This is a genomic window from Sphingomonas sp. GC_Shp_3 (assembly GCF_026540945.1).
GTDB lineage: Bacteria > Pseudomonadota > Alphaproteobacteria > Sphingomonadales > Sphingomonadaceae > Sphingomonas.
On sequence record NZ_JALNUT010000001.1, the window covers coordinates 247,003 to 272,685 of the forward strand.

Consider the following 25,683-nt stretch of genomic DNA (forward strand, 5'->3'; position numbering starts at 1 on the left):
CCCTGCCGTCGGTCGGCGCTGGAGCGCCGCCGGCCGGCTCGACGGCGCGGGCGCGGATCAGCTTCGCTAATCCGCTGCTCCTAACTCACCTTATGGGTGAGTTAGGGTCGAGCCGCATATCGAGATATTTGTCCACGCTGCCCATCAGGTCGGGCATCTCATGTTCGAAGAAGTGGTTCGCCTTCGGGATGGTGTCGTGGTGGATGGTGATGTGCTTCTGCGTGCGCAGCTTGTCGACCAGCTTCTGCGTGGCGGCCGGCGGCGAGACCTCGTCGTTCTCGCCCTGAATGATGATGCCACTGGCCGGGCACGGCGCCAGGAACGTGAAGTCATACATGTTGGCCGGCGGTGCCACCGAAATAAAGCCGCGGATCTCTGGACGGCGCATCAGCAATTGCATGCCGATCCACGCGCCGAAGCTGAAGCCGGCGATCCAGGTGGTCGAGGCTTCGGGGTGGAAGCTCTGCACCCAATCGAGCGCGCTCGCCGCGTCGGACAGTTCGCCGACGCCGTTGTCGAACGTCCCCTGGCTCTTCCCGACGCCGCGAAAATTGAACCGCAGTGTCGCAAAGCCGCGCCGCTGGAACGTCTTGTATAGTTCCTGCACAATGCGATTGTTCATCGTGCCGCCCGCCGTCGGGTGCGGATGCAGGATCATCGCGACCGGCGCGCGAGGACGCGGCGCAGGGGAGAAACGGCCTTCGAGACGACCATCGGGGCCGGGGAAAATGACTTCTGGCATCGAACCTGCTGACAAATAATTGGGGCGCGTAAGGACACGCGGAAGTTGCGCGCTATATAGGCACAGCGCGCGCAGGCGCAATCATTGTGAACCGGAGCCCGATTGGCCGACCGTCTCTATCTTGATCATGCCGCCACTACGCCGATGCTGCCGGAGGCGCGGGACGCTGTCGCCGCCGGCATGGCGCATTGGGCGAACCCGTCGTCTCCGCATGCCGAGGGCCGCGCGGCGCGGGCGGCGCTAGAGCGGGCACGCCGTGAGATCGCGGCCGCCTATGACTGGCGCGGCGAGGTGCTGTTGACCAGCGGTGCAAGCGAATCACTGGCGATCGCGCTCGGCCGCTCGGTGATCGAGCGACGGGTGATCGGCGCGACCGAGCATGACGCAGCGATCCGCGCCGCGCCGTGTGCGGAATTTGTGCCGGTCGGACCCGATGGCGTCATCGACTGCGCCGCGCTGGCGATGTCGCTGGCGACGCCGGGGCTGGTGGCGGTGCAATGGGCCAACAGCGAAACCGGCGTGCGCCAGCCCCTCGCCGAGATCGCCTCAATCGTTCATGCAGCGGGCGGGCTGCTGCTGGTCGACGCGGCGCAAATGCCTGCGGGCGTCGATCCGGACCTCGCGGGCTTGGCCGACTTCATCGCGATCTCGGCGCACAAGCGTGGCGGTCCGCCGGGGATCGGCGCGTTGCTGGTTCGCGACTTGGCCACACTGTCCCCGGTCGGCGGGCAGGAGCGGGGCTATCGCGCCGGGACGGAGAATCTGCCGGGCGCACTTGGCTATGCGGCGGCGCTGGCAGTGCCGGAACCGGTCGGGCGGCTTGCTGCCCTGCGCTCCCGGCTGGACGATGCGATCGCGCGCTCCGGTGGCGAAATCGTCGCGGCTGGCGCGGTCAGACATCCCGCAATCGGATCGTACCGGATGCATGGCGCGGCGGCGGCGACCCAGTTGATACGCTTCGACATGGCCGGCATTGCAGTGTCGGCGGGGAGCGCGTGCTCGTCGGGCAGCATGAAGCCAAGCCACGTTCTGACCGCGATGGGCTGGGATACGGATGCGAGCCGTGAGGTGATCCGCGTCAGCTTCGGTCGGGCAGCGACGGAGGCGGATGTCGACCGCTTTATTGCGGAGTGGCGCAGCATCGCGCGCGGCATGGGCAGGTTCGCGGCGTGATCTACCTCGATTATCAGGCGACCACACCGCTTGCGCCCGAAGCGTTCGAGGCGATGGTGCCGTGGCTGCGCGACGACTTTGCCAATCCGCACTCCGCGCACGCGGGCGGACGCAGGGCCAAGGCGGCGGTGGAAGTCGCGCGCGCGCAGGTGGCCGCTCTGCTGCCGCCGGGCGGGCGCGTCGTCTTCACCAGCGGTGCGACCGAGGCGCTCAATTGGGCGATCAAGGGCACATGCGGTGGCATCGTCACGCTGGCGAGCGAGCATGCGGCGGTGCTGGATACGGTGGAGGCGGTACGCTGCGGCGGACGCGAGGCGTTGGTGCTGCCGGTGAACCGCGACGGGCGAGTGGAACCTGATCATGTGGCCGCATCCGGGACCGGACTGGTAGCGGCGATGCTGGTCAATAACGAGATCGGCACCATCCAGCCGATCGCCGCTCTTGCCGCGCGGGCAAAGGCGGCGGGTGCGGTCATGCTGTGCGATGCGGTGCAGGGCTTCGGGCGTGTCCCGTTACCCCATGGCTGCGATCTGATCGCGATATCGGCGCACAAGCTACATGGTCCGAAAGGGGTCGGCGCCTTGTGGATTCGCGATGGCATCGTGCTGACGCCGCTGCTGCACGGCGGCGGCCAGGAGGAAGGCGGGCGATCCGGTACGCTCTCCCCGGCGTTATGTGTCGGCTTTGGCGTCGCCGCGCGGCTTGCGCAGGACCGGTATGCGCAGGACACCGCCCATGCCGGTCGGCTGTTCGACGTCGCGCTCGATCGATTCGCCGCCGGAGGGTGGACACTCAACGGCTCGGCTGAGCATCGCTACAAGGGCAACCTCAACGTGCGACGAGACGGGCTGGACGTGGCGCGACTGATGTCTCAGCTGCGTGACATCGCCTTTTCCGCCGGCTCGGCCTGCGCAAGCGGATCGGGCCGGTCAAGCCACGTGCTGCGCGCGATCGGCCTTACGGACACGCAGGCTCGTACCAGTATCCGCATCGGCTTCGGCCGCTATACCAAGGAGGCCGACCTGATCGACGCCACCGATCGCATCATCGCCGCCGCCGACGCGCAAAGCGTCGCGGCATGATCTGCGTTACGTTCATCGCCGCCGACAATTCGCGTAGTACGGCGCAGGCGCAGCCGGGCGACCGGTTGCTCGAAGTCGCGCAAAATGCCGGTCAGCCGCTCGAAGGGACGTGCGAGGGGCAGATGGCGTGCTCGACTTGCCACGTCATCGTCGATGCCGCCGATTTTGCCAACTTACCACCGGCGAGTGAGAACGAAGAGGATTTGCTGGACCTAGCCAGTGGCGCCACGCGCCACAGTCGGCTCGCCTGTCAAATCCGACTCGAACGTGCCATCACGATCAGAATTCCGGCGCAATCGCGGAACATGCAGGGTCGGTGATCATTACGCTCCCGTGCCCTCAAGGTATTAAAGGAGCGAACCCTGTGAAAATGAAGCTGATCCTCTCGGCATGCCTCGCCGCCGCCGCGACGCTCGCCCCGGTCGCTGCGTCCGCGCAGCATCACGACCGCGTCGTGACGCGTACCGTCGTGCGCCACAGCGAACGCCATCACGGTTGGAACCGACATCATACCCGCCGCGTGTGCAACTGGAAGTGGCGTGGTCACCACAAGGTCCGCGTCTGCCGCACGGTTCGCTGGTAACACAGCGGCGCCCGGCTTGGATCGTCTGAGCGCAAGCTCGGCGATCCAGGAGTGCTCCGCCGCACGGCTCGAAAATAAGGAACCGATATGAAGATCACTGCCCTCGCTGCCGCCGTGTGCGTCGCGGCTGCCTCGCTCGCCCCGCTGCCCGCGCTTGCCGCTCCCCACGGCTGGCATTCCAAAAAGGTCTGCAAAACGGTTCGTCAGGGCCACCATGTCAAGCGCGTCTGCAAGATGGTGCGCGTCCGCCGCTGACGCGGGCTTGATCTCTCCGCCCGACCCCGGCATATGCGCCGCGGGAGTCGGGCGGACGTGGTCGTCGCCAACTTGGTCAGGGCCGGAAGGCAGCAGCCACAACGATTTCGCTACGGGTCGTTCCGGCTCCCACCTCGCACTGCACAAGTCGCAGTAAAGCTGTGGCGCACAATCGCGGCGCGCCCGGTCGGCGGCGCTAAAGCGCCGAACGACGACAGTGGCTTTGTCCGCTACCAGATCCTCGCGATTGTCTTCCGGCTTCAAGGCTTCCCGGGTTCATGCTCGTGAGCGAACTATGTTCTCACTCCGCCGGTCTCGCTCAGCACAACGCACCGGTGAACCATTCCTTCGACAACACGCGCGGCCGCCCCTAAATAGAGCCGATGTCCGACTCCTTCGATCTCGGTGAACCGCCGCAGCCGCAAGCCACGCCCAAGCCCGAGGCATACCGCGTGCTCGCGCGCAAATACCGGCCGCAGACGTTCGCCGAGCTGATCGGCCAGGACGCGATGGTGCAGACGCTCGGCAACGCGATCAAGCGTGACCGGCTCGCACACGCCTTCCTGATGACCGGTGTGCGCGGAGTGGGCAAGACCTCGACCGCGCGGCTGATCGCCAAGGCGCTCAACTGCATCGGCCCGGACGGGCAGGGCGGCCCGACCATCGACCCCTGCGGGGTGTGCGAGCCGTGCCGCGCGATTGCGGAGGGGCGCCACATCGACGTGATCGAGATGGACGCTGCCAGCCACACCGGCGTGGACGACGTGCGCGAGATCATCGACGCGGCGCGCTATGCGGCGGTGTCGGCGCGGTTCAAGATCTACATCGTCGACGAAGTGCACATGCTGTCCAAGAACGCCTTCAACGCGCTGTTGAAGACGCTGGAGGAGCCGCCCGCGCATGTGAAGTTCCTGTTCGCCACCACCGAGGTGAACAAGGTGCCGGTGACGGTGCTGTCGCGCTGCCAGCGTTTCGACTTGCGCCGCATCCCGGCCGAGAAGCTGGCCGAGCACTTCGCCTATGTCACGCAGGCCGAAGGGTTCGAGGCGGAGCCGGAGGCGCTCGGGCTGATCGCGCGCGCGGCGGAGGGGTCGGCGCGCGACGGTTTGTCGATTCTCGATCAGGCGATCGCGCATGCCGGACAGGAGGGCGGCGGTGTCCGCGCCGATGCCGTGCGCGACATGCTCGGCCTGTCCGATCGTGGTGCCACCCGCAGTCTGTTCGCGCTGCTGCTGGCGAGCGACGGGGCAGGCGCGCTTGCCGCCTTACGCCGCCAGTACGATCTCGGCGTCGACCCGCTCAGCGTGCTACGTGCCCTCCTCGAGACGGTGCACGGCACGACATTGGTGAAGCTCGGCGCCTCCGTAGACGCCGGGCAGTCGGTCGAAGAACGCGCAGCACTTGCCGACTGGGCGAGCAGGCTGTCGTTCGCGGCGCTGCACCGGCTGTGGCAATTGCTGCTCAAGGCGCATGAGGAGGTCGGTCGCGCCGCGCTGCCGATCGAGGCGTGCGAAATGGCGTTGCTGCGACTCGTCCATGCCTCCACGCTGCCCGATCCGGGCGAACTGGCGAAGATGCTGGCAGAGGGCCGCGTTTCGGCGACGCCTCTACCGGCGCCGGCACCCGCTGCTATCGCGGCCCCGGTGGCGGAAGACGCACTGCCGGCGACGATCGCCGCGCTACGCCACTATCTCGACGACAACGGGCAGCAGGCGCTCGGCTACGGCGTCTATGCGCACGCCAGCGTGGTACTGTATGCCGCGCCGGAGGTGGTGCTGAGTTCCGCCCGCCCGATTTCGGCCGATTTCGTGCGCGACCTCAATGTCGAACTGAAGCGGCTGACCGGCAAAGTATGGAAGATCACCACCGACAACGTGCCCGGCGCGCCGACGTTGAAGGAGCGGGACCTCGCAGCCAAGGAAGCGCGTCGCGCCGCGATCCTCGCAACCCCGGTCGTGGCCGCCGCGTTTGAAGCCTTCCCCGGTGCCGAGTTTCCCGAAGAGGAGCTCGACCGCATCATATCCCTGCAACGGAGCGAAGCATGAACAATCTCGAAGACATCATGGCCATGGCGCAAAACGTTCAGGCCGAACTCGAAAAAGCGCAGGCTGGCCTCGACCAGGTCGAGGTGGAAGGTGCCGCCGGCGGCGGTCTGGTCAAGGTGCGTGCCTCCGCCAAGGGCCGCATCATGGGCTTGTCGATCGACGATTCGCTGCTCGTGCCGGCGGAAAAGCAGATGCTTGAGGATCTCGTCGTCGCCGCCTTCAACGATGCGCGCGCGAAGGCCGATGCCGCCTCCGGCGAAGCGATGTCGAAGATGACAAGCGGCATTCCGCTGCCGCCGGGCTTCAAGCTGCCGTTCTGATCGCTACGATCAACACTTGCCCTTGACGAAGCGCATCCCTAAGGACGCGCTTCGCGTCGGGGAGTGGCGCAGTCTGGTAGCGCGCCTGCTTTGGGAGCAGGATGTCGCAGGTTCGAATCCTGTCTCCCCGACCATTCGCCGCAAGTGGCTCTGCTGCGAGCGAAAAATGTGGTTCTGCCGCAGTTCCTTCATCCTTCCTCCACTTCCCCGGCGCTACGGTCGCATCGTTACGCATGCGAGCCTTAAGCCGATGAATTCTATGTCCGAGATAACGGTGGAAAAGAGCTTCGCGACGCAGATCGTGCAGGCGATAGCCTGGCGGTCGGGCAGTCAGGTGATCGCGCAGCTTATCATGTGGGCGGCGACGTTCTTCGTCATCCGCATCCTCGATCCGCGCGATTACGGCCTGTTCGCGATGACGCAGAGCGTGCTGGTGTTCCTCAGTCTACTCAATGGGCAGGAATTCACCGCCTCGCTGATCCGCACGCCCGAACTCACCAAAACGCTGATTCGGCAGGTGTTCGGCATCCTGGTGCTGCTGAACGGCGGCATCGCGCTGGCGCAGGTGCTGATCGCGCCGCTGGCTGCACAATATTTCCACACCCCCATGGTGGCGCAGCTGCTGACCGCGCAGGCCGCGCTGTACCTCGCCACGCCGTTCGTGGCGTTGCCGAGTGCGCTGCTGAGTCGGCAGCTCAACTACAAGGTGCAGGCGAAGGTGAACCTCGTCTCGGCGCTGATCGGCGCGGGCACATCATTGGGGTGTGCGCTGGCAGGGTTTGGGGTGTGGACGCTGGTGATCGCGCCGATGTGCGTGATCTGGTCGCGCGCGCTCGGCATGACGCTGGCGGCGCGGCTGGGGGTTTTGCCGACGTTCCGGCTGAAGGGCGCGGGCGGCGTGGTGTGGTTTGGCGGCGCGATGTTGCTGAGCTCGCTTTTATGGCTGTTCCAGACGCAGAGTGACATCGTGATTGGCGGCCGCTCGCTCGATGCGCGCCACCTTGGGCTATACGCGGAGGCGCTGTTCCTCGCGCAGATCGTCACGAGCAAGTTCGTGCCGCCGCTTAACGACGTCGCGTTCTCGGCCTATGCGCGACTCCAAGGGGATCGCGAGACGACCGGTCACGCATTCGTGAAATCGGTGCGGCTCATCATGTTCGGTGCGCTGCCGTTCTACGTCGGGCTGGCGCTGGTGGCGGGGCCGTTTGTCGATGTCGTGCTCGGGCCGAAGTGGGATGACGCCACGCCGATTGTGCGTTTGCTGGCGGTAGCGATGCCGTTCCTGACGGTGCAGGTGCTGTTCGCGCCGGCGACCACCGCGCTTGGCCATCCGCGCCTGCAGGTGTGGGGTGCTGCGGTGGGGGCGCTCATCATGCCGATCGGTTTCGCCATCGGCGTGCGCTATGGCGCGGTCGGCATGGCGTGGAGTTGGGTGATCGGTGCCCCCATCCACATGATGTTGACGGCGGCGTTTTCGATGCCGGTGATCGGGACGTCGGCGCGGGCGCTGCTGCGTGCAGTGATGCCGGCGGCGATCGCCTCGGCGGGCATGGCGGCGGCGGTGCTGGCGGTGTCGGAACTGATCGCGGGGATTGCGCCGCTGCCGACACTCGCGATCCTGGTTGCGGTCGGCGTGGCGGTCTACGGCGGCCTAGTGCTGGTGGTGGCACGTCCGATCATCGGGGAGTTCGCCAACCTGATCGCGCGACGCGGGGCAGTGGCATGACGGCACCCGCGTTTACGGCAGACCTGCCGTCAAGCCTGGATCGTGACGTTCACGGTTACCTCGCCTGCGACCACAAGCGCCGCTGAATAGCCTTCCGCCAGCGTCAAGTCCGCGACGCTCCATCCCTCCGCCCCGAACAGCAACCGCGCCTCGCGCATGACCGAGACGGCGAACGCATCGAGCGGGTAGGAGAGGCCCTTGCCGATGGCCTTCACAAAGGCCTCCTTGCGCGACCAGCAGTCGAAGAAGCCGCGCAGTCGTTCGCCCGGCGCGAGCGCGTCGAGCGCGGCGCGTTCGTCGGCGCGGAACAGCCCGGCGGCGAGATCGCGCCAGTCGAGACCGGGTTGATGACGTTCCAGATCAACGCCGAGGTCTTGCCCCGACACGGCAACAGCCCATAGCTCGTGCGAATGTGAGGTGCTGAAGTAGGGGCCGCCGCCGGGTAGCGCCGGCTTGCCATAGCCGTTCTCGATGTACCTGATCCGCTCCGCCGCGACGCCGGTCTCGCGCGCCAGTGTCTGCCGCAGGCGCGCGCGGCGCACCACGAAGCGCCGCCGGTCTCGCGCGAAGGCGAAGCGGGCGGCGCGGGCGCGCTCTTCGGGTGAGAGCAACAGCGTAAGCTGCTCGACCTCCGTGTCTGGCAGGTCGAGGCTGCCGACGTAGACCTCTGCCGCCGTCACCCGCGTCAGGCGCTGCGCTGACGTGCTGCCTCTGCATTGGCGCGGGCAAGGCGGGCGCGCAGCAGATCGGCGAACACGTCGACGTTGGTGCCCTCCAGCATGGTGCGGTGCCCGCCGGGCACGATGTGCGCGTCGAACTGGCCACGCACCTGCGCGCGCCAGTCCTCGACGAAATCGAGCACGCCGGGGTGATCGTCGGGCTGGAACAGGATCACGTCGCCGTTGTACGCCGGCGGCGTGTAATGGCTGGCGGAGTGATCGAGCGCGGACTGGATCTTCGGCTGCAACACCGCCTCGCGCCCGCCCGCCAGCGCCGCCGCGTCGGACAGGCCGCGCAGGCGATCGACGAAATAGTGCCAGCGCTCGCCCTTGGGCTGCGCGAAGGTCTTGTCGAGGTGGTATTTGAACTTGCTGAGAAAGAACCGTGTCGCGCCCAGTTGCCGCGCACGTACCGGGTGGAACGGGTGGGCGAGCATCAGCAGCCGCACCTCGTCACCCGCCGCCTCGAGCTGCGTCGCCACCGCATAGGCGAGAATGCCCGAGGTGCACCAGCCGCCGATCCGGTACGGTCCGCTCGGCTGGATCTGGCGCAGCGCCGCGATGATGAGATCGGCGGTCTTGCGGAAATCCTTCTCGGGGGTGCCGCCGGCCGCCTCGATCACCGCCGCCGTCGACACGCCGTAGAACGGCTGGTCAGGCCCGAGCCGCTCGGCGAGTGGACGGAAGGTCGAGCCGCCGTCCAGCCACAGGATCGGCGGTTGCGTGCCGTTCGGCTGAATCGGTGCGACGGCCGGATTGTCGACACCTTTACCGCTCGCGATGATCTCCGCCATGTCGGCAAGGCGCGGTGCCTGGAACAGCGCCGCCATCGGCAGCTTGACGCCATAATCCTTGTCGATGCGGCGGATCAGCCGCGCGATCAGCAGCGAATGGCCGCCGAGATCGAAGAAGTCCGCATTGCGCGAGGTGACCTCGGCCTTGAGTACGTCGCTCCAGATCGCGGCGAGCTTCTCCTGCGCGGGCGTCTCGAGCGGGGCATGATCGGTCACCGATGCCTTGCCCGGTTCGGGCAGCGCGTGACGGTCGACTTTGCCGTTCGGGGTTTGCGGCAGTTCCGGCAACACCATGAAGCGAGTGGGGATCATATAATCGGGCAGGGTGGCGGATAGCTGCTCGCGCCATTCCGCCACCTCGCCCGTGCCGACCAGATAGCCGCACAAAGCCCGTTCGCCGCTCGGATCTGGCCATGCCTTTACCACCGCCGCCGCGATGCCGGGCAGCGCCGCGAGCGCACCCTCGACCTCCTCGATGGCGATGCGGAAGCCGCGGATTTTTTCCTCGTTATCGGTGCGGCCGAGACATTCCAGCGCTCCGTCCGGGCGCCAGCGCGCAAGGTCACCGGTCTTGTAAAGCCGTTCACCATCATGATCGATAAACTTGGCCGCGGTGAGGTCAGGCCGGCCGCGATAGCCGATCGCGACGCCGCGCCCGCCGATGCACAATTCGCCAACCGCGCCAAGCGGACGGTCGTTGCCGTTCTGGTCGAGGATGCGAATCGTGGTGTTGGCGATTGGTCGGCCGATCGTGATCGGACCGGCACGCGCGACCTTGGCCACGGTCGACCAGATCGTCGTCTCGGTCGGGCCATACATGTTCCACAATGCGCCGACGCGCGGCAGCAGTTGGTCGGCGAGCGAACGGGGCAGCTTCTCGCCGCCACACAGTGCGGTCAGCGTGGGCGACCCTCGCCAGCCCGCCTCGATCAACCCGCGCCAGGTGGCGGGGGTGGCCTGAAGAACGTCGGGGTTCAAACGCGCGACGTCCTCGGCGAGTGCGATCATGTCGCTGGCGGTTTCGCGCGTGGCGAGATGGACCTTGCCACCGGTGACGAGCGGCAGCCAGATTTCCAGTTCGGCGATGTCGAACGACAAGGTGGTGATGGCGAGGATCGACTGGCGCGGCGGCAGGCCGAGGCTGTCCTCCATGCCGACAAGGAAGTTGACGAGCGCGGCGTGCGGGATCTCGACCCCCTTGGGCTTGCCGGTCGATCCCGAAGTGTACAGCACATAGGCAGGCGCCTCCGCGTCAATCGCGGGAGCGGTGTAAGCGCGGTGCGGCCAGTGGCGATCGAGACGGACCAGCGGCACCGCACCCTGCGGCAGCGCGTGTTCGGTGCTGGGTTCGACCAGGATCAGCACCGGTTCGGCACTCTCCACGATCATCGCGAGACGTGCCTGCGGGAAGCCGGGATCGAGCGGCAAATACGCCACGCCCGCTTTCAGCACGCCGAGCATCGCCGCGATCATGTACGGCGTGCGTTCGAGCGACAGTCCGACCAGCGCACCCGGCTTCACGCCGCGCGAGATGAGCTCTGCCGCGATCGCGTCGGAACGCGCGGCGAGTTCGGCGTAGGTCCAGCCTTCGCCAGACTGTTCGATCACCACCGTGTCGGGTTCGGCGGCGGCTCTGGCGGTGACCCAACCCACCACGCTCGCGTACGGCAGATCGCGCGTCGTCTGGTTCCAGTCTGCGGCGAGGCGGTCCTGCTCGTCCGCCGCCAGCATCGGCAGCTTCGCGAGCGGCGTCTCCGGATCGGCAGCGACACCTTCGAGCAGGCGGATCCAATGATCGGCCATGCGGCGGATCGTGGCGGGTTCGAACAATTCGCTCGAATAGAGGAAGCGCCCGGCCATGCCCCCTTCGGGGCGCTCGTCGAGTTCGAGGTACAGATCGTACTTCGCCGCGCCGACGGTCACGTCCATCTGCGTCAGGTCCCAGCCGGTCGGAAACGGATCGACCGGTGGCTCGATCGAGAACAAGGTGTTGAACAGCGGATGCGTACCGGTGCCACGCTTGATGTCGAGTGCGCGGACCAGTTTGTCGAACGGGATGTCGCTCGCCCCGAGCGCGCCGATCACGCTGCGCTTCACTTCGGCGAGGTACGCGCGGAACGGCGTGGACCCGAGCGGGTGGCTGCGGATCGCCATGGTGTTGAGGAAATAGCCCATCAGCGGCTGCAACTCGGGCCGCCGCCGCGTGTCGGTGACGCCGCCGACGATGATGTCCTCGTCGCCCGTATAGCGGAACAGCATCGCCTTGTAGCCGGCGAGCAGCACCGAATAGAGCGTCGCGTTCTCCGCTCTCGCGATCTCCTTGAGTCGTTCGACCAGCGGCGTGTCGAGTTCGAACACCTCCATCGAACCGGCGTGCGTCGGCAGCGCCGCGCGGGGACGGTCGCCGACGACTTCGAGGCGCGGTATCGGTGCGGCAAGTTGCGTGCGCCAGAAATCGAGCTGGCGTTTGTAGTCCTCGCCCTGCTCGCGATCCGCCTGCCACACCGCATAGTCGGCATACTGCAACGTCGGTTCGGCTAGCGGCGAGGGGAGGCCAGCCTCATATGCGTCGACCAGCGCGGCGAGTTCGGGCACCAGGGTCTTGTAGATCGATACGCCATCGAAGATGACGTGGTGCAGCGTCAGGTAAAGCCGGTGTTCGGCCTCGCTCAGCTTCACCACGCGGGCGCGGAACAGTGGCGCCTGGTCGGACGCGATCGGCGCGCGCGCGTCTTCCGTCGCAAGGCGTACGGCCTCCCCTTCACGTTCAGCTTCGGGAAAATGGCTGATGTCTAGGATCGCGAGGCTGATATGCTCCGATGGAGCGACCTGCATCACGTAATCCCCGTCGATCTCAACGATCGCCGAGCGCCAGATCGCATGGCGCCGCACCACCTCGGTCAGCGCGCGTTCCATTGCGGTGTGATCGTACCGCCCAAACCGATGAATCGTGATCGACTCGTTGTAGAGCGGCATCTCCGGCGCCATCTGCGCGTGAAGCCACAGCTGGTTCTGCTCGGCGGTGAGCGGAATGGTACGGGCCGGATCACGCGGGCGGATCGGCTCGGGCGCGTGCGACTGTGCGGCGCGTCCCGCAAGCATCTGCGCGAGCAGGTCGCGGCGCGCCTGGGCGGCATCGAGTTTGACGAGCATGTTCATCCGAATGTCACCCCCAGTGACTTTAGGCCGCGCAGGCCAAGGTTCTCGCGCCAGGCGAGCTTTTGCTCGGGCAACGACAGGTCGGTCAGGCGGTCGAGCAGCAGGCGAAATGCAATCCGCCCCTCCATTCGCGCGAGCGGCGCGCCGAAGCAGAAGTGCGCCGCCCAACCGAACGCCATGTGGCGGTTGTCCTTACGCTCGAAATCCAGCGCGTCGGGATCGGCGAAGCGTTCGGGATCGCGGTTGGCGGCGGCCATCACCGCCATCACCGGCTGGCCCTTGCGAAGGAGCTTGCCACCCATCAGCGTGTCCTCGGTAACGATGCGCGAGGTGTGCTGCGACGGGCTTTCATAGCGCAGCAGTTCCTCGACCGCGCTGTCCATGATCTCGGGCCGGTCGCGCAGTTCGGCGAGCTTCCCCGGCTGCCGTAGCAGTGTGAGCAGACCGCAACCGATCAGGTTGGTGGTGGTTTCCTGGCCCCCCACCATCGTGACGATGGCATTGGCGATCACCTCCTCCTCGGTCAGCTTCTGACCGTCGATCTCCGCCTCGACCAGCGACTTGACGAGTCCGTCGTTGAGGCTGCCCGAATGGATCGCGTGCTGGAAATAGGCGATCATGTCAGCGGTGCTTTTCAACACCTGCGCGATCCCGTCAGGATTGTGCGAGAAATTGCCGAGCATCTGCGCGTAGTCTGCCGACCAGCGTTTCAGTTGAAGGTGGTCCTCCTCCGGCACGCCCATCAGATGCGCGAAAACGATTGAGGGAAACGGCTCGGCGAAATCGGCCATCACGTCCATCTCGCCCTTCGCCAGAGCCGCGTCGATCAGCCGGTTGGCGACCGACAGCACGCGCTCCTCCAGCGCTTCCACCCGGCGCGGCGTGAACGCGGTCGAGCACAGTTTGCGCAGGATGGTGTGGTTCGGCGGATCGAGGAACAGCATCTGCTTGACCATCACCGCCGCGATCGGCTCGATCGAGCCGAGCCCGAGCGCGCGCATCATGTCGGGCGAGGGCGTGCGATCCGCCGAGAATTTGTGCAGCACCGCATGCACGTCGCTGTAGCGCGTCACCACCCAGCTATGCAGATACGGATCCCAATAGACCGGGTCCTCGGTCCGCAACCGCGCGTACAGCGGATAGGGATCGGCCAGCACGGCCGGATCGAGCAGCCGGAACAGGCTGAGCGACGGATCGGAGACGGGGCGCGTCGCCATCAGGCCGACAGCCTCTGGATTTCGTCGTCGCTCATCGCTTCGATCTTGGCGAAGATCAGCGTCTCGACCACGTGCGACAGCTTGGCGACGGTCGCTGCCTCGAACAGGTGGAACAGCGACAGGTCGATGCCGAACGCGTCGCGCGCGCGGATGATGACCTGCGTGCCGAGCAACGAATGCCCGCCGAGCAGGAAGAAATCGTCGTCCACGCCGAAATCGCGGTGGCCGAGCACGATGCTGACGATCTCGAACAGGCGCAGTTCGGTCGGCGTCTCTGGTGCGCGGCCACCTGCGCTTTCCGCCAGAGCGACGGTGCTGGGATCGGGCAGGGCGCGTACGTCGATCTTGCCGTTTGGCGTGAGCGGCATTGCGTCGAGCCGGGCGAAGTGTGCGGGCACCATGTAATCCGGCAAGGTTTCGCCCAGTGCGGCGCGCAGGGCGCCGCCCGTGCTGTCACCGTTGAGGGTGACGTAAGCGACCAGTTCGCCCTCGCGCACCACCACGTGAGCGGCGGCGACCTCGGGCAGGCGATGCAGCGCGGCGGCGACTTCGGCGGGTTCAATGCGGTGACCGCGCACCTTCACCTGACCGTCGACCCGGCCGAGGAAGGCATATTCGCCGTTCTCAAGCTGAAGCGCGAGATCGCCGGTGCGGTAGAGCCGGCCGTAATGCGAATGCTCGACGAAGCGCGCCTCGGTCATCGCCACGTCGCCGCGATAGCCGCGCGCGACCTGCGCGCCGCCGATGCAGACTTCGCCCGGTGAACCCGGCATCACATCCTCACCGCCTGGATCGAGCAGGTGGATGGTGGTGCCGGCGATCGCCTTGCCGATCGATGGCAGGCCTTCGCCGTCCGGCAAGACCACGCCCGAAGTGGCCACGACGGTGCATTCAGTCGGGCCATAGTTGTTGACGAACGTGAACGGCTGGCCCGGCTTCGGCCGCACCGTCAGCTTGTCCGCGCCGGTCAGCAGCATGCGCAAGCGCGTGTCGGCGGGCCAATCCATGCCGACCAGCGGCTCGGCAAGCGCGGTCGGCGCGAACGCGACCTCAACCCGCTCGCGCACCAGCCAGTCGCGCAGAGCATGGGGATCGAGCCGCACCGCATCATCCGCAAGACAGAGCGTACCGCCCACCGCCAGCGTGGGCCACACCTCCCAGGCCGCTGCGTCGAAGCCGAGGCCGGCGAGGTGCGCGGTGCGCGTCCCCGCGCGAATCGCGAAGGCATCGTGATGCCAGTCGACCAGGGCGGCAAGGTTGTCGTGTCCGACCTCGACCGCTTTCGGTTCGCCGGTCGAGCCGGAGGTGAAGATCACATAGGCGAGGTCGCCCGCCGGCAGCGGCGAGAAGTCGGCCGCCGCATCCGGCGCGATCGTACCGATTGCCGAGCCGATCACCGCCGCGCAGCCGGCACGCTCGACAAAGCTGGCAAGCCGCGCCTCGGGCCACGCTGGATCGAGCGGGAGATACGCCGCCCCGGCATACCATGCCGCCAGCAACGCAATGATCTGATCCGCCGATCGCGGCAGGCACACCGCGACCGTATCACCCGCAACCACACCGTGCGCCGCAAGCGCGCCCGCCAGTCTGGTCGCGCGCGCATCGAGTTCGGCGTAGCTGAGTGCGCCAGCCGTCGATTCAATTGCGATTGCCGCGCCGGTGTCGCGTGCGAAGTCGTGGACTCGCAGATCGATAGGGTGGGACATGATCGTGGTCGCTGGCAGGTCGCGCATCGGTATCTCCCCAAGTTGCGCGCACCAAACCAAAAAAAGGTGAGTTAACGGTTAAGGTCTGATCAGGCAGAGCGCTGAACATCCGCAGGCTCGCTCAGGAAACCAAGGTTTTCCGTGCGCCTGCGCCAGATTGGTCGAAATTGCTGGACCGCTGGGCTCGCGACGATACACGACCGGTTCATCGCGGATGCGCCAGGCGCGAGCGCTTTGACATACACGTGGAACAGGATTGAACGTGACCCCGTTTTTGGCAAGTGCGCCGCTGCGTATCGCGGCGGTGATGATGATGGCGGCACTGGCAAGCGCCCCGGTCTTGGCGCGTGGTGGCGCGACCGCGACCACAACGGGCACGCTGCGCGTCGAGGTCGGCAACGTCCGCACCGCGCAGGGTCGCGTGCACATCTACGTCTGCACCGAGGCGCAGTTTCTGAAGACCTGCCCGCTTAAAGCCGAGGCGCCGGCCCGGCCCGGCATGACGGTGGTGACGGTCAACGGGCTGCCGGCCGGCCGCTATGCGGTTCAGGCATTCCTTGACGAGAACGGCAATGGCAAGCTCGACCGTGCGCTGTTCGGCGTGCCTAAGGAGGGAGTCGGTTTTTCGAACGATGCGCGGATCAAGCTTGCTCCGCCGAAATGGAGCGACGCGGTGTTCGATGCGACCGGCGCTGACCAGACTATCAAGTTCAATCTGCGGTACTTCATCGGCGGCGACGCACGGCGTTGATCGCGGCGTTCATCCTGCGGCTGGTTTCGGCCAGCGTGCGGCGGCCGATCGTCGCCGCTTTGGCATGTCTGGTGCTGACCGCCGTTGCGCTTGCCTATGCGGCGGGCGGGTTCTCAATGACGACCGACACGGCGGCGTTGATCTCGCCCAAGGTGCAATGGCGGCAGAACGAAAAGGCGGTCGACGCCGCCTTCCCGAACCTGACCGACGTGCTGCTGGTGATTGTCGACGGCAAGACTCCCGAACTCGCCGAGGCGGGCGCGGCGAAGCTGTCGGATGCGCTGGCTGCGGACAACACCCATTTCCGCCGTGTACAGCGCCCGGACGGCGGCCCCTATTTCGCCAAGGAAGGGCTGATGTTCGGCTCGGTCGCCGAGGTGAAGGGCACGACCGACTCACTCATCAAGGCGCAACCGCTGCTTGGCCCGCTGGCGCGCGACCCCTCACTGCGTGGCATCGCGGGTGCGTTCTCGACAGCATTGCTGGGCGTGGAGCAGGGTAGCGCCAAGCTCGCCGATTTCGACACGCCGATGCGGACGCTGGCCGATGCGTTGGACAGAACGCTCGCCGGCAAACCCGCGTATTTCTCCTGGCAGGACATGATGGGCGGCACGGCGGCCCCGCGTCGTCGCCTAATCCTCGCACAACCGAAGCTCGACTATGGCGCGCTTCAGCCGGGCGAGGATGCGGTCGCCGCGATCGAGCAGCAGGCGGCAAAGCTCGGCCTCGACGCCGCGCACGGCGTATCGGTGCGCACCACCGGTGAGGTGCCGCTGGCGGATGAGGAGTTCGCCACGCTGGAGGAGAATATCGGCTTCGTCGGCCTTGTCATGGGCGTCGCGATGCTGCTGACGCTGTGGCTGGCGACGCGATCGGTGAAGATCGTCGCGGCGATCGTGGTGACGATCATTGCCGGCCTGGTCATCACCACCGCCGCCGGTTTGCTCGCGGTCGGCACGCTCAACCTGATCTCGGTCGCGTTCATCCCGCTGTTCGTCGGGCTGGGGGTGGATTTCGGCATCCAGATCAGCGTGCGTTTCAATGCCGAACGGCTCGATGGGCATGACACGCCCGAGGCGCTGCGCCGCGCCGCGACCGCGCTCGCTGCGCCGCTCGCGCTGGCGGCAGGGGCGGTGTTCCTCGGCTTCGGGGCGTTCCTGCCGACCGATTACATCGGCATTTCCGAACTCGGTATCATCGCCGGGATCGGCATGATCATCGCGCTGGTGCTGGCGATTACCCTGCTGCCGGCGTTGCTCACGGTGATGAAGCCCGGTGCACCGCGCCGTGAGGTCGGCTTCCGCGAGGCAGCACCGCTGGACCGCTGGCTCCACACGCATCGCAAGGCGGTGTTGTGGGCGTTTGCAGTGTCGATGCTGGTGAGCATCGCGCTGCTGCCGTTCGTCCGGTTTGACTTCAACCCGCTCCACCTGCGCGATCCCAACGGCCCAGCGATGCGGGCGCTCGCGGATTTGATGCATGATCCGCTGCGCACGCCCAACACGATCAACCTGCTCGCGCCCAACCCCGATGCGGCGAAGGCGATGACGGCTAAGCTGTCCAAGCTGCCGGAGGTGGCGGAGGCCGTGACGGTCGACGGCTTCGTGCCGGAGGATCAGCCGCAGAAGCTCGCCGCGATTCAGGATGCGTCGCTGTTGCTCGATCCGACGATCAACCCGTTCGACATGGCGCCGGCGCCGTCCGATGCGGAGAACGTCGCCGCGCTCGACGCCACTGCCGCGCAGTTGCGCAAGGTTGCGGGTACGGCGGCCGATCGACCGGCGCAGGACGCGCGACACCTCGCCAATGCCTTCGCGCTGCTCGCAAGTGCCGCTGCGCCGGCCCGCGCGCGTGCGCGCGAGGTGCTGGTGACGCCGCTCAACGTCATGCTCGATCAGGTGCGCGCGCTGCTTCAGGCGGAACCCGTCACACGCGCGACCTTGCCGCCGGAGATCGCCGGCAACTGGATCGCCAAGGATGGCCGTGCGCTGATCCAGGTGTTCCCGCGCGGCGACAGCAACGACAACGCCGTGCTGCGTCGTTTCACCAAGGCGGTGCGTGCGGTCGCCCCGTCCGCCTCGGGCCTGCCGGTCGCGACGCAGGAGGCGGCGGGCACGGTGGCATGGGCGTTCGTGGAGGCGGGTATCCTCGCGCTGGTGCTGGTCAGCGGCCTGCTGTTCGTCGTGCTGCGCGATGTGCGCGAGGTGGCGTTCACGCTCGCCCCGGTGGTGCTGTCCGGCTTTCTCACGCTCGGCAGTTGCGTGCTGATTGGTCAGCCGATCAACTTTGCCAACATCATCGCCTTTCCGCTGCTGTTCGGCGTCGGCGTTGCGTTTCACATCTATTTCGTGATGGCGTGGCGGGCAGGCGCGACCGACCTGCTGCAATCGAGCCTGGCGCGGGCGGTGCTGTTCAGCGCGCTCGCCACCGGCAGCGCGTTCGGCAGCCTGTGGCTGTCGCACCATCCCGGCACCGCGAGCATGGGCAAGATCCTGATGATCTCACTCGCCTGGACCTTGGTGTGCGCGCTGATCTTCGAGCCGGCCTTGCTGGGACCGCCCCGCAAGGTGGTGCGGCAGCGGGTGTAGCACGCCACCCATGCCGGTCGGCTCGCCGCTATGGCTTTGCCGAAGCCGCCGCCGGATCAGTTAATGGGTCGTCCAGCGCGGTCGCCGGGGCCGCTTTGGGCTCGGGAGTGGTGGTCGGCGCGGGTGCGGCTGCCGGATCGGCGAGCGGATCGCTCAACTGCGACGCGGTGGATGGTTGCGTCTCGCCAACCGGGGCCGGGGCGGCGGGGTCTGTCAGCGGGTCGCTCATCGCCGCGGAAGGTTGCGCGGCCGCGCCGGCGGGATCGGCCAGCGGATCTTCTAGCGGTGTCGCGCCTGCGCCGTCGCCATGCCGGATCGCATACACCTCCGCCGCACGCGTCTGGAGGAACGCGGACCGCAGCGTCGCATAGGGGTCGACCGCACCGCCGAGCAGCGCCTTCAGGTCTCCGTCCGCCTCTGCGCGCATATCAAGCCCGACCACTACGCCGGCCGGGATCTGATATTCCGCCCGATCGAACGGGAAACCAATCGCCAGCGGCAGTACGGCGCCGTCCACCGGCGCGCTGCCGATGTCGCGGAAGTCGCTCGGCCCGATGAAGGGCAGGAACAGATACGGCCCCGGGCCGACCCCATAGCGGCCCAGCGTGTTGCCGAAGCCGTTGGAATGATGTGGCAGGTCGAAGCCTTTGGTCTTGGCAACATCGACCAGCCCGCCGACACCCATCGTAGAGTTGATCGCGAACCGACCCAGCGTCCGCACCGCGCGCTTAGGCTTTAATTGCAGCACGTCGTTCACGAACACCACCGGCTCGCCGATGTTCGAGAAGACGTGACGGATGCCGCTGCGCATGATCTTGGGGATGATCGTCTTGTACGCCATGGCGAGCGGGCGAAACAGCAAATGGTCGAAAAACTGATGCACCGAGAACAGCTTGCGGTTGAGCTTCTCGAGCGGATCGCCCTTGAAATGCCCGCTACCGGCGGGCTTGACCGTCGCGGATGCCGCCGCCGGCGCCAGCGGCGTGGGCGCGATCATCCGCGCGACCGGTGCCGCCGCCTGTTGTTGTGCCATCACCATCGTCGGCATCATCAACGATGCCGCGAGCGCAAACGCGCTCGCCCCCCCGAAACCCCGCATGCGGATCAGCGTGCCGCTTTGGCGGAAAGCTGGTCGAGGTGCGCAACCAACGCCTTTGCGCCGCCACGGGCGAGCACGCTGGCGAAATCGGACCGGCGGGTGGCGAGCTGGCTTACCGAGTTCTGGTAATACACGTCGATGATCTTCCACTGGCCGCCGCTCTGGCGCAAGCGGTAGGCGATCGCGGTCGGACTGCCCGTCTTCGGCTCCAAGGTGGTGCGCACCAGCTTGTCGCTGCCGCGCGTCTCGACGGCCGGCGCGATTTTGAAGCTTTCGCCCGACCAGCCGTCGAAATTGCCGGCATATTGCGCGATCGTCAGCTTGCGGATCGCCGCGACCAGCGCCGCCTGATCGGCAGGTGCGGTCGTCGTCCACGCTGAACCGATCGACAGCCGGGTCATCAGCGGGATATCGAACGCGCGGTCCACCACCGGGCCGATCTTTGCCGCACGGCCGGCGAAGCCCATCGCCTTGCCGCCTTTCATGATCGCGAGCAGCCCGTCATCGAGCGCCTGGATCGGTGCGCCGGCCGGATCGGCGGTCTGCGCAGCCGCGGGCGCGGCAAGCGGGGCTACGGCGAGCAGCGCCGCCAGGCCAAGGAGGCGGGTCGTGGCAAGCATCGGAAACTCCATCACGTTCGGGGAATTAGATAGGGCCGCGGTGGCCGATCGTAAGGGCCGCCGTTATCAGCGACAGGCCATTAGCACAAACCGCTGACGCGTGGCTGAACGGCCACACGGCGCCCGGTCGTTACGGGCCTGCCCTTTTTCCGCTTCAATTTTCGACCACACGTACACATATGCAATCACTAACGGCGGCAACGACACCGGGTCACAGTTTGGGCACGGCCTTGTCGGAACCGATCGATACGGAAAGGACGGCGCCTTGCGCGTAATCTTGGCGAACCCGCGCGGATTTTGTGCGGGCGTAGTACGGGCGATCGAGATCGTCGAACGGGCGATCGACCGGTTCGGCGCACCGATCTACGTGCGTCACGAAATCGTGCACAACAAGCATGTCGTCGACACGTTGCGCCGCAAGGGCGCGGTGTTCGTCGAGGAACTGTCGGAGGTTCCCGCCGGCGCGATGACGGTGTTCAGCGCGCACGGCGTCGCGCGAACGGTCGAGGAGGAGGCAGCCGCGCGCGGTTTGCCGGTGCTTGATGCGACGTGCCCGCTCGTCACCAAAGTTCACATGCAGGGCAGGCGCTATGCCAAATCCGGCCGCACGCTCGTCCTTATCGGGCACGAGGGCCATGCCGAGGTGGTCGGCACCGTCGGGCAGGTCGATGCGCCGGTGCACCTCGTATCCTCGGCGGCGGCGGTAGCGGATCTGGATCTGCCCGACGATGCCGAGATCGCCTATATTACCCAGACGACGCTGAGCGTGGATGACACCCGCTCGATCATCGCGGCGTTGAAGGCGCGCTTCCGCAACCTGATCGGCCCCGATGTGTCGGAGATCTGCTACGCCACGCAGAATCGGCAGACTGCGGTGCGCGATCTGTGCCGTGTGGTCGATCTGCTGCTGGTGGTGGGGGCGGAGAACAGCTCTAACTCCAGCCGACTGCGCGATCTCGGCATGGATGAAGGCCTGCCGAGTTATCTCGTCGCGGATGGCAGCGCGATTGACCCGGCGTGGTTCGATGGCGTGCAGACGATCGGCCTCACCGCCGGTGCGTCCGCGCCCGACGAACTGGTCGACGATGTGATCGCCGCGCTGCGCCGGATCGGCCCGGTCGAGGTCAGCCAGCTCGACGGGATCGAAGAGACACTGGAATTTGCCCTGCCGCGTGAGCTAAGAGGGCCGAAGACTACCGCCAGCCGCCCCGCGATGGCGAACTAGGACACGATATATGAGCCTTCCGCTTCCCGCGCTCGCCCGCATCGGCAGCTATACGCTGCGCAAGCACATTGGCGGGGGTAAATATCCGCTCGTGCTGATGCTGGAGCCGCTGCTGCGCTGCAACCTTGCCTGCCCCGGCTGCGGCAAGATCGACTATCCTGACGCGATCCTCAACCAGCGCCTGAGCTACGAGCAGTGCATGGAGGCGATCGACGACTGCGGTGCGCCCGCCGTCTCGATCGCCGGCGGCGAGCCGCTGCTGCATCGCGACATGCCGCGCATCGTCGAAGGCTATATCGCGAAGAAAAAGTTCGTGATCCTGTGCACTAACGCACTGCTGCTCAAGAAGAAGATCAACGACTACAAGCCGTCAAACTTCTTTACCTGGTCGATCCATCTTGATGGCGACAAGGGCATGCACGATCACGCGGTCGATCAGGATGGCACCTACGAGGTCGCGGTCGAGGCGATCGAACTGGCGAAATCGAAGGGCTTCCGCGTGCAGGTCAACTGCACGGTGTTCGACGGCGCCGACCCGGCACGACTCGCGTCGTTCTTCGACGAGATGGAAAAGCGTGGCGTCGAGATCACGCTGTCGCCTGGATATTCCTACGAGCGCGCTGCGGACCAGGAGCACTTCCTGACCCGCGAACGCACCAAGACCTTCTTCCGTGACGTGTTTCGGCGCGGTGACGGCGGCAAGGCTTGGACCTTCACCAACTCGCCGCTGTTCCTCGATTTCCTTGCCGGCAACCGCTCCTACGAATGCACGCCGTGGTCGATGCCGCTGCGCACCGTGTTCGGCTGGCAGAAGCCCTGCTACCTCGTCGGCGAAGGCTATGTGCCGACCTTCTCGGAGCTGATGGAAGGTACCGACTGGGATCAGTACGGCGTCGGCAAGTACGAAAAATGCTCGAACTGCATGGTGCACTGCGGCTTCGAGGGCACGGCGGCAAGCGAATCGATCCGCAATCCGCTCGCGATGTTCAACGTCGGCCGCAAGGGCATCCGCACCGAAGGCCCGATGGCGCCCGATATCGATCTGTCGCGTGCCCGTCCTGCCGAGGACGTCCACTCGAGCCACGTCGAGCGTGAGTTGGCGAAGATCCAGGCGGCGGACCCGACCGGCTTCAAGCGGGTGCAGAAGGTCGCCTGATAGCGACGGCCCGCCCCTTCAGGGGGCGGGCCGCCGTCTTGCCGATCGGTTGGGATTGGCCGGTTCCCAAAAGTGCCGAACGATGACGGGGCGGCGCTAAGCCCGATCCCGCTCTTCTCCTTCGACATCACCCAGCGCCGCCCAGCTCCGCGATAGCGCGCTGAACGACCGCCCGGCATCTCGTCCGGTACGGATCAGCGCGCGCAACTGCGTGGGGCGCCGCGCAAGCGACGCCAGCACCTTGCCAAGCGCCATGCCGCCATCGGGCTTCATGCCCACCAGCGCGGCGGGCGGCAGGACATGGTCGGCACCGTCGGAGATCGCGCGGATGATCGCGAACGGCAGCGCATGACGCGCCGCCACGCGCGCGGCGATGTGCGATTCCATATCGACGGCGATCGCCCCGGTGCTGCTACGAAGTGCGCGCTTCTGGTCGAGCGTGGCGGCGATCGTGTCGCTACCTGCAATCGTGCCGAAATGCGCCCCGGGCAGACGCGCGCATAGCGCTTGCACCAACGTGCTCTCCCGGTCATCGCCGGATCCGGAGGCGGCGAGCGTACCGATCACCACGTCCCCCGGCCGCAACGCCGGGTCGAGCCCGCCCGCAACCCCGCTCGACACCACGCCTGAGAATGGCCCAAAGGTGGCGATCGCGTCTTCGAGTAGCGCCTCAAGCCGCGCGGGATCGCCGCCACCTGCGATCGGGATCACACCGACCCGTCGGATGATCGCCGCCTCGCGCGTCAGCCCGCAGGCGACGAGCAGCGTCACATCCCCACCGACACGCGCCGTTGGTTGGAGCGCTTCAGATTGCGGTACCGCGCCAGCGCCCACAGCGGGAAATACTTGGGGTAGCCGTGGTAGCGCAGGTAAAACACGCGCGGGAAACCACCGCCGGTATACATCTCCTGTCCCCACAGACCGTCCGCGTCCTGCGTCTCCGCGAGGTAGCGCACGCCGCGATCCACCGCTGCACCGTCGACCTCACCCGCCGCCATCAGCGCGAGCAATGCCCAGCCGGTCTGCGATGCGGTGGACGGGGCAGGGCTGTGGCCCCGGTAGGCAAGATCGTAACTGTCGCAGTCCTCGCCCCAGCCGCCATCCCCGTTCTGGATCGCGACCAGCCACGCCACCGCCTTGCGCACCATCGCCGATTGCGGGTCCACGCCGGCGGCATTGAGCGCGCACAGCACCGACCATGTGCCGTAGATGTAGTTCACCCCCCAGCGCCCGAACCAGCTCCCGTCCGGCATCTGTTCGCGCTCCAGAAAGTCGAGCGCCTCGGCCATGCGTGGCGTGTCGAGCGGTTCACCCAGCTGGCCGAGCATCGACACCACCCGCGCCGACACGTCGCTGGTCGGCGGGTCGAGCAGCGCGCCGTGATCCGCAAAGGGGATGTTGTTGAGATAATGATGGTGGTTGTCGGCGTCGAACGCGCCCCAGCCGCCACCCTTGCTTTGCAAGCCGACCGTCCACTCGACGGCGCGATCCACCGCCATGCGGTAATCCGCGCCGGAACGCGCAGCGGCCCGGTCCATCGCCATCACCACCACGGCGGTATCGTCGAGATCGGGGTAATGCGCGTTGTTGTACTGGAACGCCCAGCCGCCCGGACGGACGTCCGGCCGCACATCCGCCCAATCGCCCTTCACGTCGAGCACCTGTAACGGCCGCAGCCATTCCAGCGCCGCATCGGCACGCGCCTCGTTCTCCACGCCGCCCGCCTCCAGCATCGCGTGCGCGGCAAGTGCCGTATCCCACACCGGGGAGACGCACGGCTGGCAATACGCCTCGTCGTCCTTCACCACGAGCAGCTTCTCGACCGACTGCCGCGCGATTGCACGGTGCGGATGGTCCTCCGGATAGCCGAGGCAATCGAACATCATGACGCTGTTCGCCATCGCCGGGTAGATCGCGCCGAGACCATCCTCACCGTTCAGCCGCTCGACGGTGAAATCGACACAGGTCTGGATGGCGCGCTCGCGCGTGCGCTTCGGCCAGAGCCGGTCGACACCCTTCAGCACCACGTCGAGCCCGTTGAAGAACGCCGTCCATACCCGCTTGGTCTCGGCGGCCTTGCTCTCCGGGGGCTTTGGCGTGCCGGTGTAGAGTTCGTCGACCTTTATACCGCGCGGGTTGCGCGCCAGCGGCCGCTTCACCGACAGGACCAGCAGGGGAACGATAACGGTGCGCGCCCAGTACGACATCTTTGACAGATGCACCGGAAACCAGCGTGGCAGCAGGATCAGTTCGACCGGCAGGGTAGGAACCGCCGACCACGGTCCGGCCCCGAACAGCGCAAGCTGAATGCGCGTGAATACGTTGGCCGCCTCCGCACCGCCCGCCGCCAGGATCGCGGCCCGCGCCGACGCCATATGCGGCGCGTCAACGTCGTCGCCGATCATCTTCAGCGCGTAATAGGCCTTGATGGTCGCGCTGACGTCGAACGCGCCGCCGTGGAACAGTGGCCAGCCGTGATGCGCCCCCTGGATACGGCGCAGGTAACGGCCGATCTTCGCCTCGAGATCGACCGCGCGCGGCTCGCCGAGATAGTGGCGCAGCAGCACGTATTCGGCCGGGATCGTCGCGTCGGCCTCAAGCTCGAATACCCAATGCCCGTCCGGCTTCTGCGCGGCGGCAAGTGCCTCCGCCGCGCGGTTGGTGGCGCGGTCCGCAAGCGTTACGAGGTCGGGCGTTTCTAACATGGTAGCCATGATGTGCGC

The 25,683-nt window shown here is 66.7% G+C and carries 21 protein-coding genes, 1 tRNA gene and 1 other RNA gene; 14 read left to right on the forward strand and 9 right to left on the reverse strand.

The window, feature by feature from the left end:
• Nucleotides 1–85: 85 nt before the first annotated feature.
• Complete coding sequence (locus OXR00_RS01280) at nucleotides 86–742, reverse strand: alpha/beta hydrolase (protein ID WP_242146099.1); 657 nt, start codon at nucleotides 740–742, stop codon at nucleotides 86–88.
• A gap of 102 nt (nucleotides 743–844) precedes the next feature.
• Here OXR00_RS01280 and OXR00_RS01285 point away from each other — a divergent pair, with 102 nt between their 5' ends.
• The 10 genes from OXR00_RS01285 (at nucleotide 845) to OXR00_RS01330 (ending at nucleotide 7,926) form a co-directional block, all read left to right on the forward strand.
• Complete coding sequence (locus OXR00_RS01285; protein WP_267386219.1) at nucleotides 845–1,915, forward strand: aminotransferase class V-fold PLP-dependent enzyme; 1,071 nt, start codon at nucleotides 845–847, stop codon at nucleotides 1,913–1,915.
• A complete protein-coding gene (locus tag OXR00_RS01290; RefSeq protein WP_267386220.1) occupies nucleotides 1,912–2,997 on the forward strand; it encodes a cysteine desulfurase family protein in 1,086 nt (361 codons plus the stop codon). The genes OXR00_RS01285 and OXR00_RS01290 overlap by 4 nt, the downstream gene beginning before the upstream one ends.
• Nucleotides 2,994–3,317, forward strand: a complete 324-nt coding sequence (locus tag OXR00_RS01295; RefSeq protein WP_267386222.1) for a 2Fe-2S iron-sulfur cluster-binding protein — start codon at nucleotides 2,994–2,996, stop codon at nucleotides 3,315–3,317. The genes OXR00_RS01290 and OXR00_RS01295 overlap by 4 nt, the downstream gene beginning before the upstream one ends.
• A gap of 50 nt (nucleotides 3,318–3,367) precedes the next feature.
• Entirely contained in the window at nucleotides 3,368–3,580 is a 213-nt protein-coding gene (locus OXR00_RS01300; protein WP_242146102.1) for a hypothetical protein, read from the forward strand.
• An 87-nt stretch (nucleotides 3,581–3,667) separates the two neighbouring features.
• The gene (locus OXR00_RS01305) at nucleotides 3,668–3,835 is read left to right on the forward strand and encodes a hypothetical protein (protein ID WP_242146103.1); all 168 of its coding nucleotides are present in this window, start codon (nucleotides 3,668–3,670) and stop codon (nucleotides 3,833–3,835) included.
• 39 nt (nucleotides 3,836–3,874) lie between these two features.
• Nucleotides 3,875–3,972: signal recognition particle sRNA small type (ffs, locus tag OXR00_RS01310), an RNA gene on the forward strand.
• 246 nt (nucleotides 3,973–4,218) lie between these two features.
• Nucleotides 4,219–5,880, forward strand: a complete 1,662-nt coding sequence (locus OXR00_RS01315) for a DNA polymerase III subunit gamma/tau (RefSeq protein ID WP_267386223.1) — start codon at nucleotides 4,219–4,221, stop codon at nucleotides 5,878–5,880.
• Nucleotides 5,877–6,200, forward strand: a complete 324-nt coding sequence (locus OXR00_RS01320; protein WP_267386224.1) for a YbaB/EbfC family nucleoid-associated protein — start codon at nucleotides 5,877–5,879, stop codon at nucleotides 6,198–6,200. The genes OXR00_RS01315 and OXR00_RS01320 overlap by 4 nt, the downstream gene beginning before the upstream one ends.
• Nucleotides 6,201–6,257: 57 nt before the next feature.
• Nucleotides 6,258–6,334, forward strand: a tRNA-Pro gene (locus OXR00_RS01325).
• 125 nt (nucleotides 6,335–6,459) lie between these two features.
• Nucleotides 6,460–7,926 (forward strand): lipopolysaccharide biosynthesis protein, encoded by a 1,467-nt coding sequence (locus tag OXR00_RS01330; protein WP_267386226.1) that lies wholly within the window; start codon nucleotides 6,460–6,462, stop codon nucleotides 7,924–7,926.
• Nucleotides 7,927–7,955: 29 nt separating this feature from the next.
• Here OXR00_RS01330 and OXR00_RS01335 read toward each other — a convergent pair whose 3' ends face one another.
• The 4 genes from OXR00_RS01335 to OXR00_RS01350 are packed head-to-tail and all read right to left on the reverse strand — an operon-like array spanning nucleotide 7,956 to nucleotide 15,548.
• Nucleotides 7,956–8,606, reverse strand: coding sequence for a 4'-phosphopantetheinyl transferase superfamily protein (locus OXR00_RS01335; protein WP_267386228.1), 651 nt, complete (start codon nucleotides 8,604–8,606; stop codon nucleotides 7,956–7,958).
• A gap of 5 nt (nucleotides 8,607–8,611) precedes the next feature.
• Nucleotides 8,612–12,598, reverse strand: a complete 3,987-nt coding sequence (locus OXR00_RS01340) for an amino acid adenylation domain-containing protein (protein WP_267386230.1) — start codon at nucleotides 12,596–12,598, stop codon at nucleotides 8,612–8,614.
• Nucleotides 12,595–13,815: a cytochrome P450 gene (locus tag OXR00_RS01345; protein ID WP_267386231.1), complete on the reverse strand. Its 1,221-nt coding sequence runs from the start codon at nucleotides 13,813–13,815 to the stop codon at nucleotides 12,595–12,597. The genes OXR00_RS01340 and OXR00_RS01345 overlap by 4 nt, the downstream gene beginning before the upstream one ends.
• Nucleotides 13,815–15,548 carry a non-ribosomal peptide synthetase gene (locus OXR00_RS01350; RefSeq protein ID WP_267386232.1) on the reverse strand — a complete coding sequence of 578 codons (1,734 nt, stop codon included), beginning with the start codon at nucleotides 15,546–15,548 and terminating at the stop codon, nucleotides 13,815–13,817. The genes OXR00_RS01345 and OXR00_RS01350 overlap by 1 nt, the downstream gene beginning before the upstream one ends.
• A 235-nt stretch (nucleotides 15,549–15,783) precedes the next feature.
• Between OXR00_RS01350 and OXR00_RS01355 the strand changes: the two genes are divergently transcribed.
• Complete coding sequence (locus tag OXR00_RS01355; protein ID WP_267386233.1) at nucleotides 15,784–16,272, forward strand: DUF2141 domain-containing protein; 489 nt, start codon at nucleotides 15,784–15,786, stop codon at nucleotides 16,270–16,272.
• A complete protein-coding gene (locus OXR00_RS01360) occupies nucleotides 16,269–18,860 on the forward strand; it encodes an MMPL family transporter (protein ID WP_267386234.1) in 2,592 nt (863 codons plus the stop codon). Before OXR00_RS01355 ends, OXR00_RS01360 begins: the two co-directional genes overlap by 4 nt.
• Nucleotides 18,861–18,888: 28 nt before the next feature.
• On the opposite strand, the gene OXR00_RS01365 is transcribed toward OXR00_RS01360, so the two are convergent.
• Both OXR00_RS01365 and OXR00_RS01370 read right to left on the reverse strand, forming a co-directional pair.
• Nucleotides 18,889–19,959, reverse strand: coding sequence for a VacJ family lipoprotein (locus OXR00_RS01365; protein ID WP_267386235.1), 1,071 nt, complete (start codon nucleotides 19,957–19,959; stop codon nucleotides 18,889–18,891).
• 5 nt (nucleotides 19,960–19,964) lie between these two features.
• Nucleotides 19,965–20,579, reverse strand: a complete 615-nt coding sequence (locus tag OXR00_RS01370; RefSeq protein WP_242146128.1) for an ABC transporter substrate-binding protein — start codon at nucleotides 20,577–20,579, stop codon at nucleotides 19,965–19,967.
• A 265-nt stretch (nucleotides 20,580–20,844) separates the two neighbouring features.
• Here OXR00_RS01370 and ispH point away from each other — a divergent pair, with 265 nt between their 5' ends.
• Nucleotides 20,845–21,804, forward strand: coding sequence for a 4-hydroxy-3-methylbut-2-enyl diphosphate reductase (ispH, locus tag OXR00_RS01375; RefSeq protein ID WP_242146129.1), 960 nt, complete (start codon nucleotides 20,845–20,847; stop codon nucleotides 21,802–21,804).
• A 10-nt stretch (nucleotides 21,805–21,814) separates the two neighbouring features.
• Complete coding sequence (hpnH, locus tag OXR00_RS01380; protein WP_267386236.1) at nucleotides 21,815–22,960, forward strand: adenosyl-hopene transferase HpnH; 1,146 nt, start codon at nucleotides 21,815–21,817, stop codon at nucleotides 22,958–22,960.
• Between the two features lie 96 nt (nucleotides 22,961–23,056).
• Here the strand turns inward: hpnH and OXR00_RS01385 are convergent, their stop codons facing one another.
• Both OXR00_RS01385 and shc read right to left on the reverse strand, forming a co-directional pair.
• Nucleotides 23,057–23,731, reverse strand: coding sequence for a phosphorylase (locus OXR00_RS01385; protein ID WP_267386237.1), 675 nt, complete (start codon nucleotides 23,729–23,731; stop codon nucleotides 23,057–23,059).
• The gene (gene shc, locus OXR00_RS01390) at nucleotides 23,728–25,674 is read right to left on the reverse strand and encodes a squalene--hopene cyclase (protein ID WP_267386238.1); all 1,947 of its coding nucleotides are present in this window, start codon (nucleotides 25,672–25,674) and stop codon (nucleotides 23,728–23,730) included. The genes OXR00_RS01385 and shc overlap by 4 nt, the downstream gene beginning before the upstream one ends.
• Nucleotides 25,675–25,683: the final 9 nt, after the last annotated feature.

Bases quoted from the DNA above. Each gene is read 5' to 3' on its own strand.
- shc (WP_267386238.1), bottom strand. From the start codon at position 25,674: ATGGCTACCATGTTAGAAACGCCCGACCTCGTAACGCTTGCGGACCGC.
- OXR00_RS01345 (WP_267386231.1), bottom strand. From the start codon at position 13,815: ATGGCGACGCGCCCCGTCTCCGATCCGTCGCTCAGCCTGTTCCGGCTG.
- OXR00_RS01370 (WP_242146128.1), bottom strand. From the start codon at position 20,579: ATGCTTGCCACGACCCGCCTCCTTGGCCTGGCGGCGCTGCTCGCCGTA.
- OXR00_RS01315 (WP_267386223.1), top strand. From the start codon at position 4,219: ATGTCCGACTCCTTCGATCTCGGTGAACCGCCGCAGCCGCAAGCCACG.
- OXR00_RS01365 (WP_267386235.1), bottom strand. From the start codon at position 19,959: ATGCGGGGTTTCGGGGGGGCGAGCGCGTTTGCGCTCGCGGCATCGTTG.
- OXR00_RS01330 (WP_267386226.1), top strand. From the start codon at position 6,460: ATGTCCGAGATAACGGTGGAAAAGAGCTTCGCGACGCAGATCGTGCAG.
- OXR00_RS01340 (WP_267386230.1), bottom strand. From the start codon at position 12,598: ATGAACATGCTCGTCAAACTCGATGCCGCCCAGGCGCGCCGCGACCTG.
- hpnH (WP_267386236.1), top strand. From the start codon at position 21,815: ATGAGCCTTCCGCTTCCCGCGCTCGCCCGCATCGGCAGCTATACGCTG.
- OXR00_RS01280 (WP_242146099.1), bottom strand. From the start codon at position 742: ATGCCAGAAGTCATTTTCCCCGGCCCCGATGGTCGTCTCGAAGGCCGT.
- OXR00_RS01300 (WP_242146102.1), top strand. From the start codon at position 3,368: ATGAAGCTGATCCTCTCGGCATGCCTCGCCGCCGCCGCGACGCTCGCC.
- OXR00_RS01350 (WP_267386232.1), bottom strand. From the start codon at position 15,548: ATGCGCGACCTGCCAGCGACCACGATCATGTCCCACCCTATCGATCTG.
- OXR00_RS01320 (WP_267386224.1), top strand. From the start codon at position 5,877: ATGAACAATCTCGAAGACATCATGGCCATGGCGCAAAACGTTCAGGCC.
- OXR00_RS01305 (WP_242146103.1), top strand. From the start codon at position 3,668: ATGAAGATCACTGCCCTCGCTGCCGCCGTGTGCGTCGCGGCTGCCTCG.
- OXR00_RS01295 (WP_267386222.1), top strand. From the start codon at position 2,994: ATGATCTGCGTTACGTTCATCGCCGCCGACAATTCGCGTAGTACGGCG.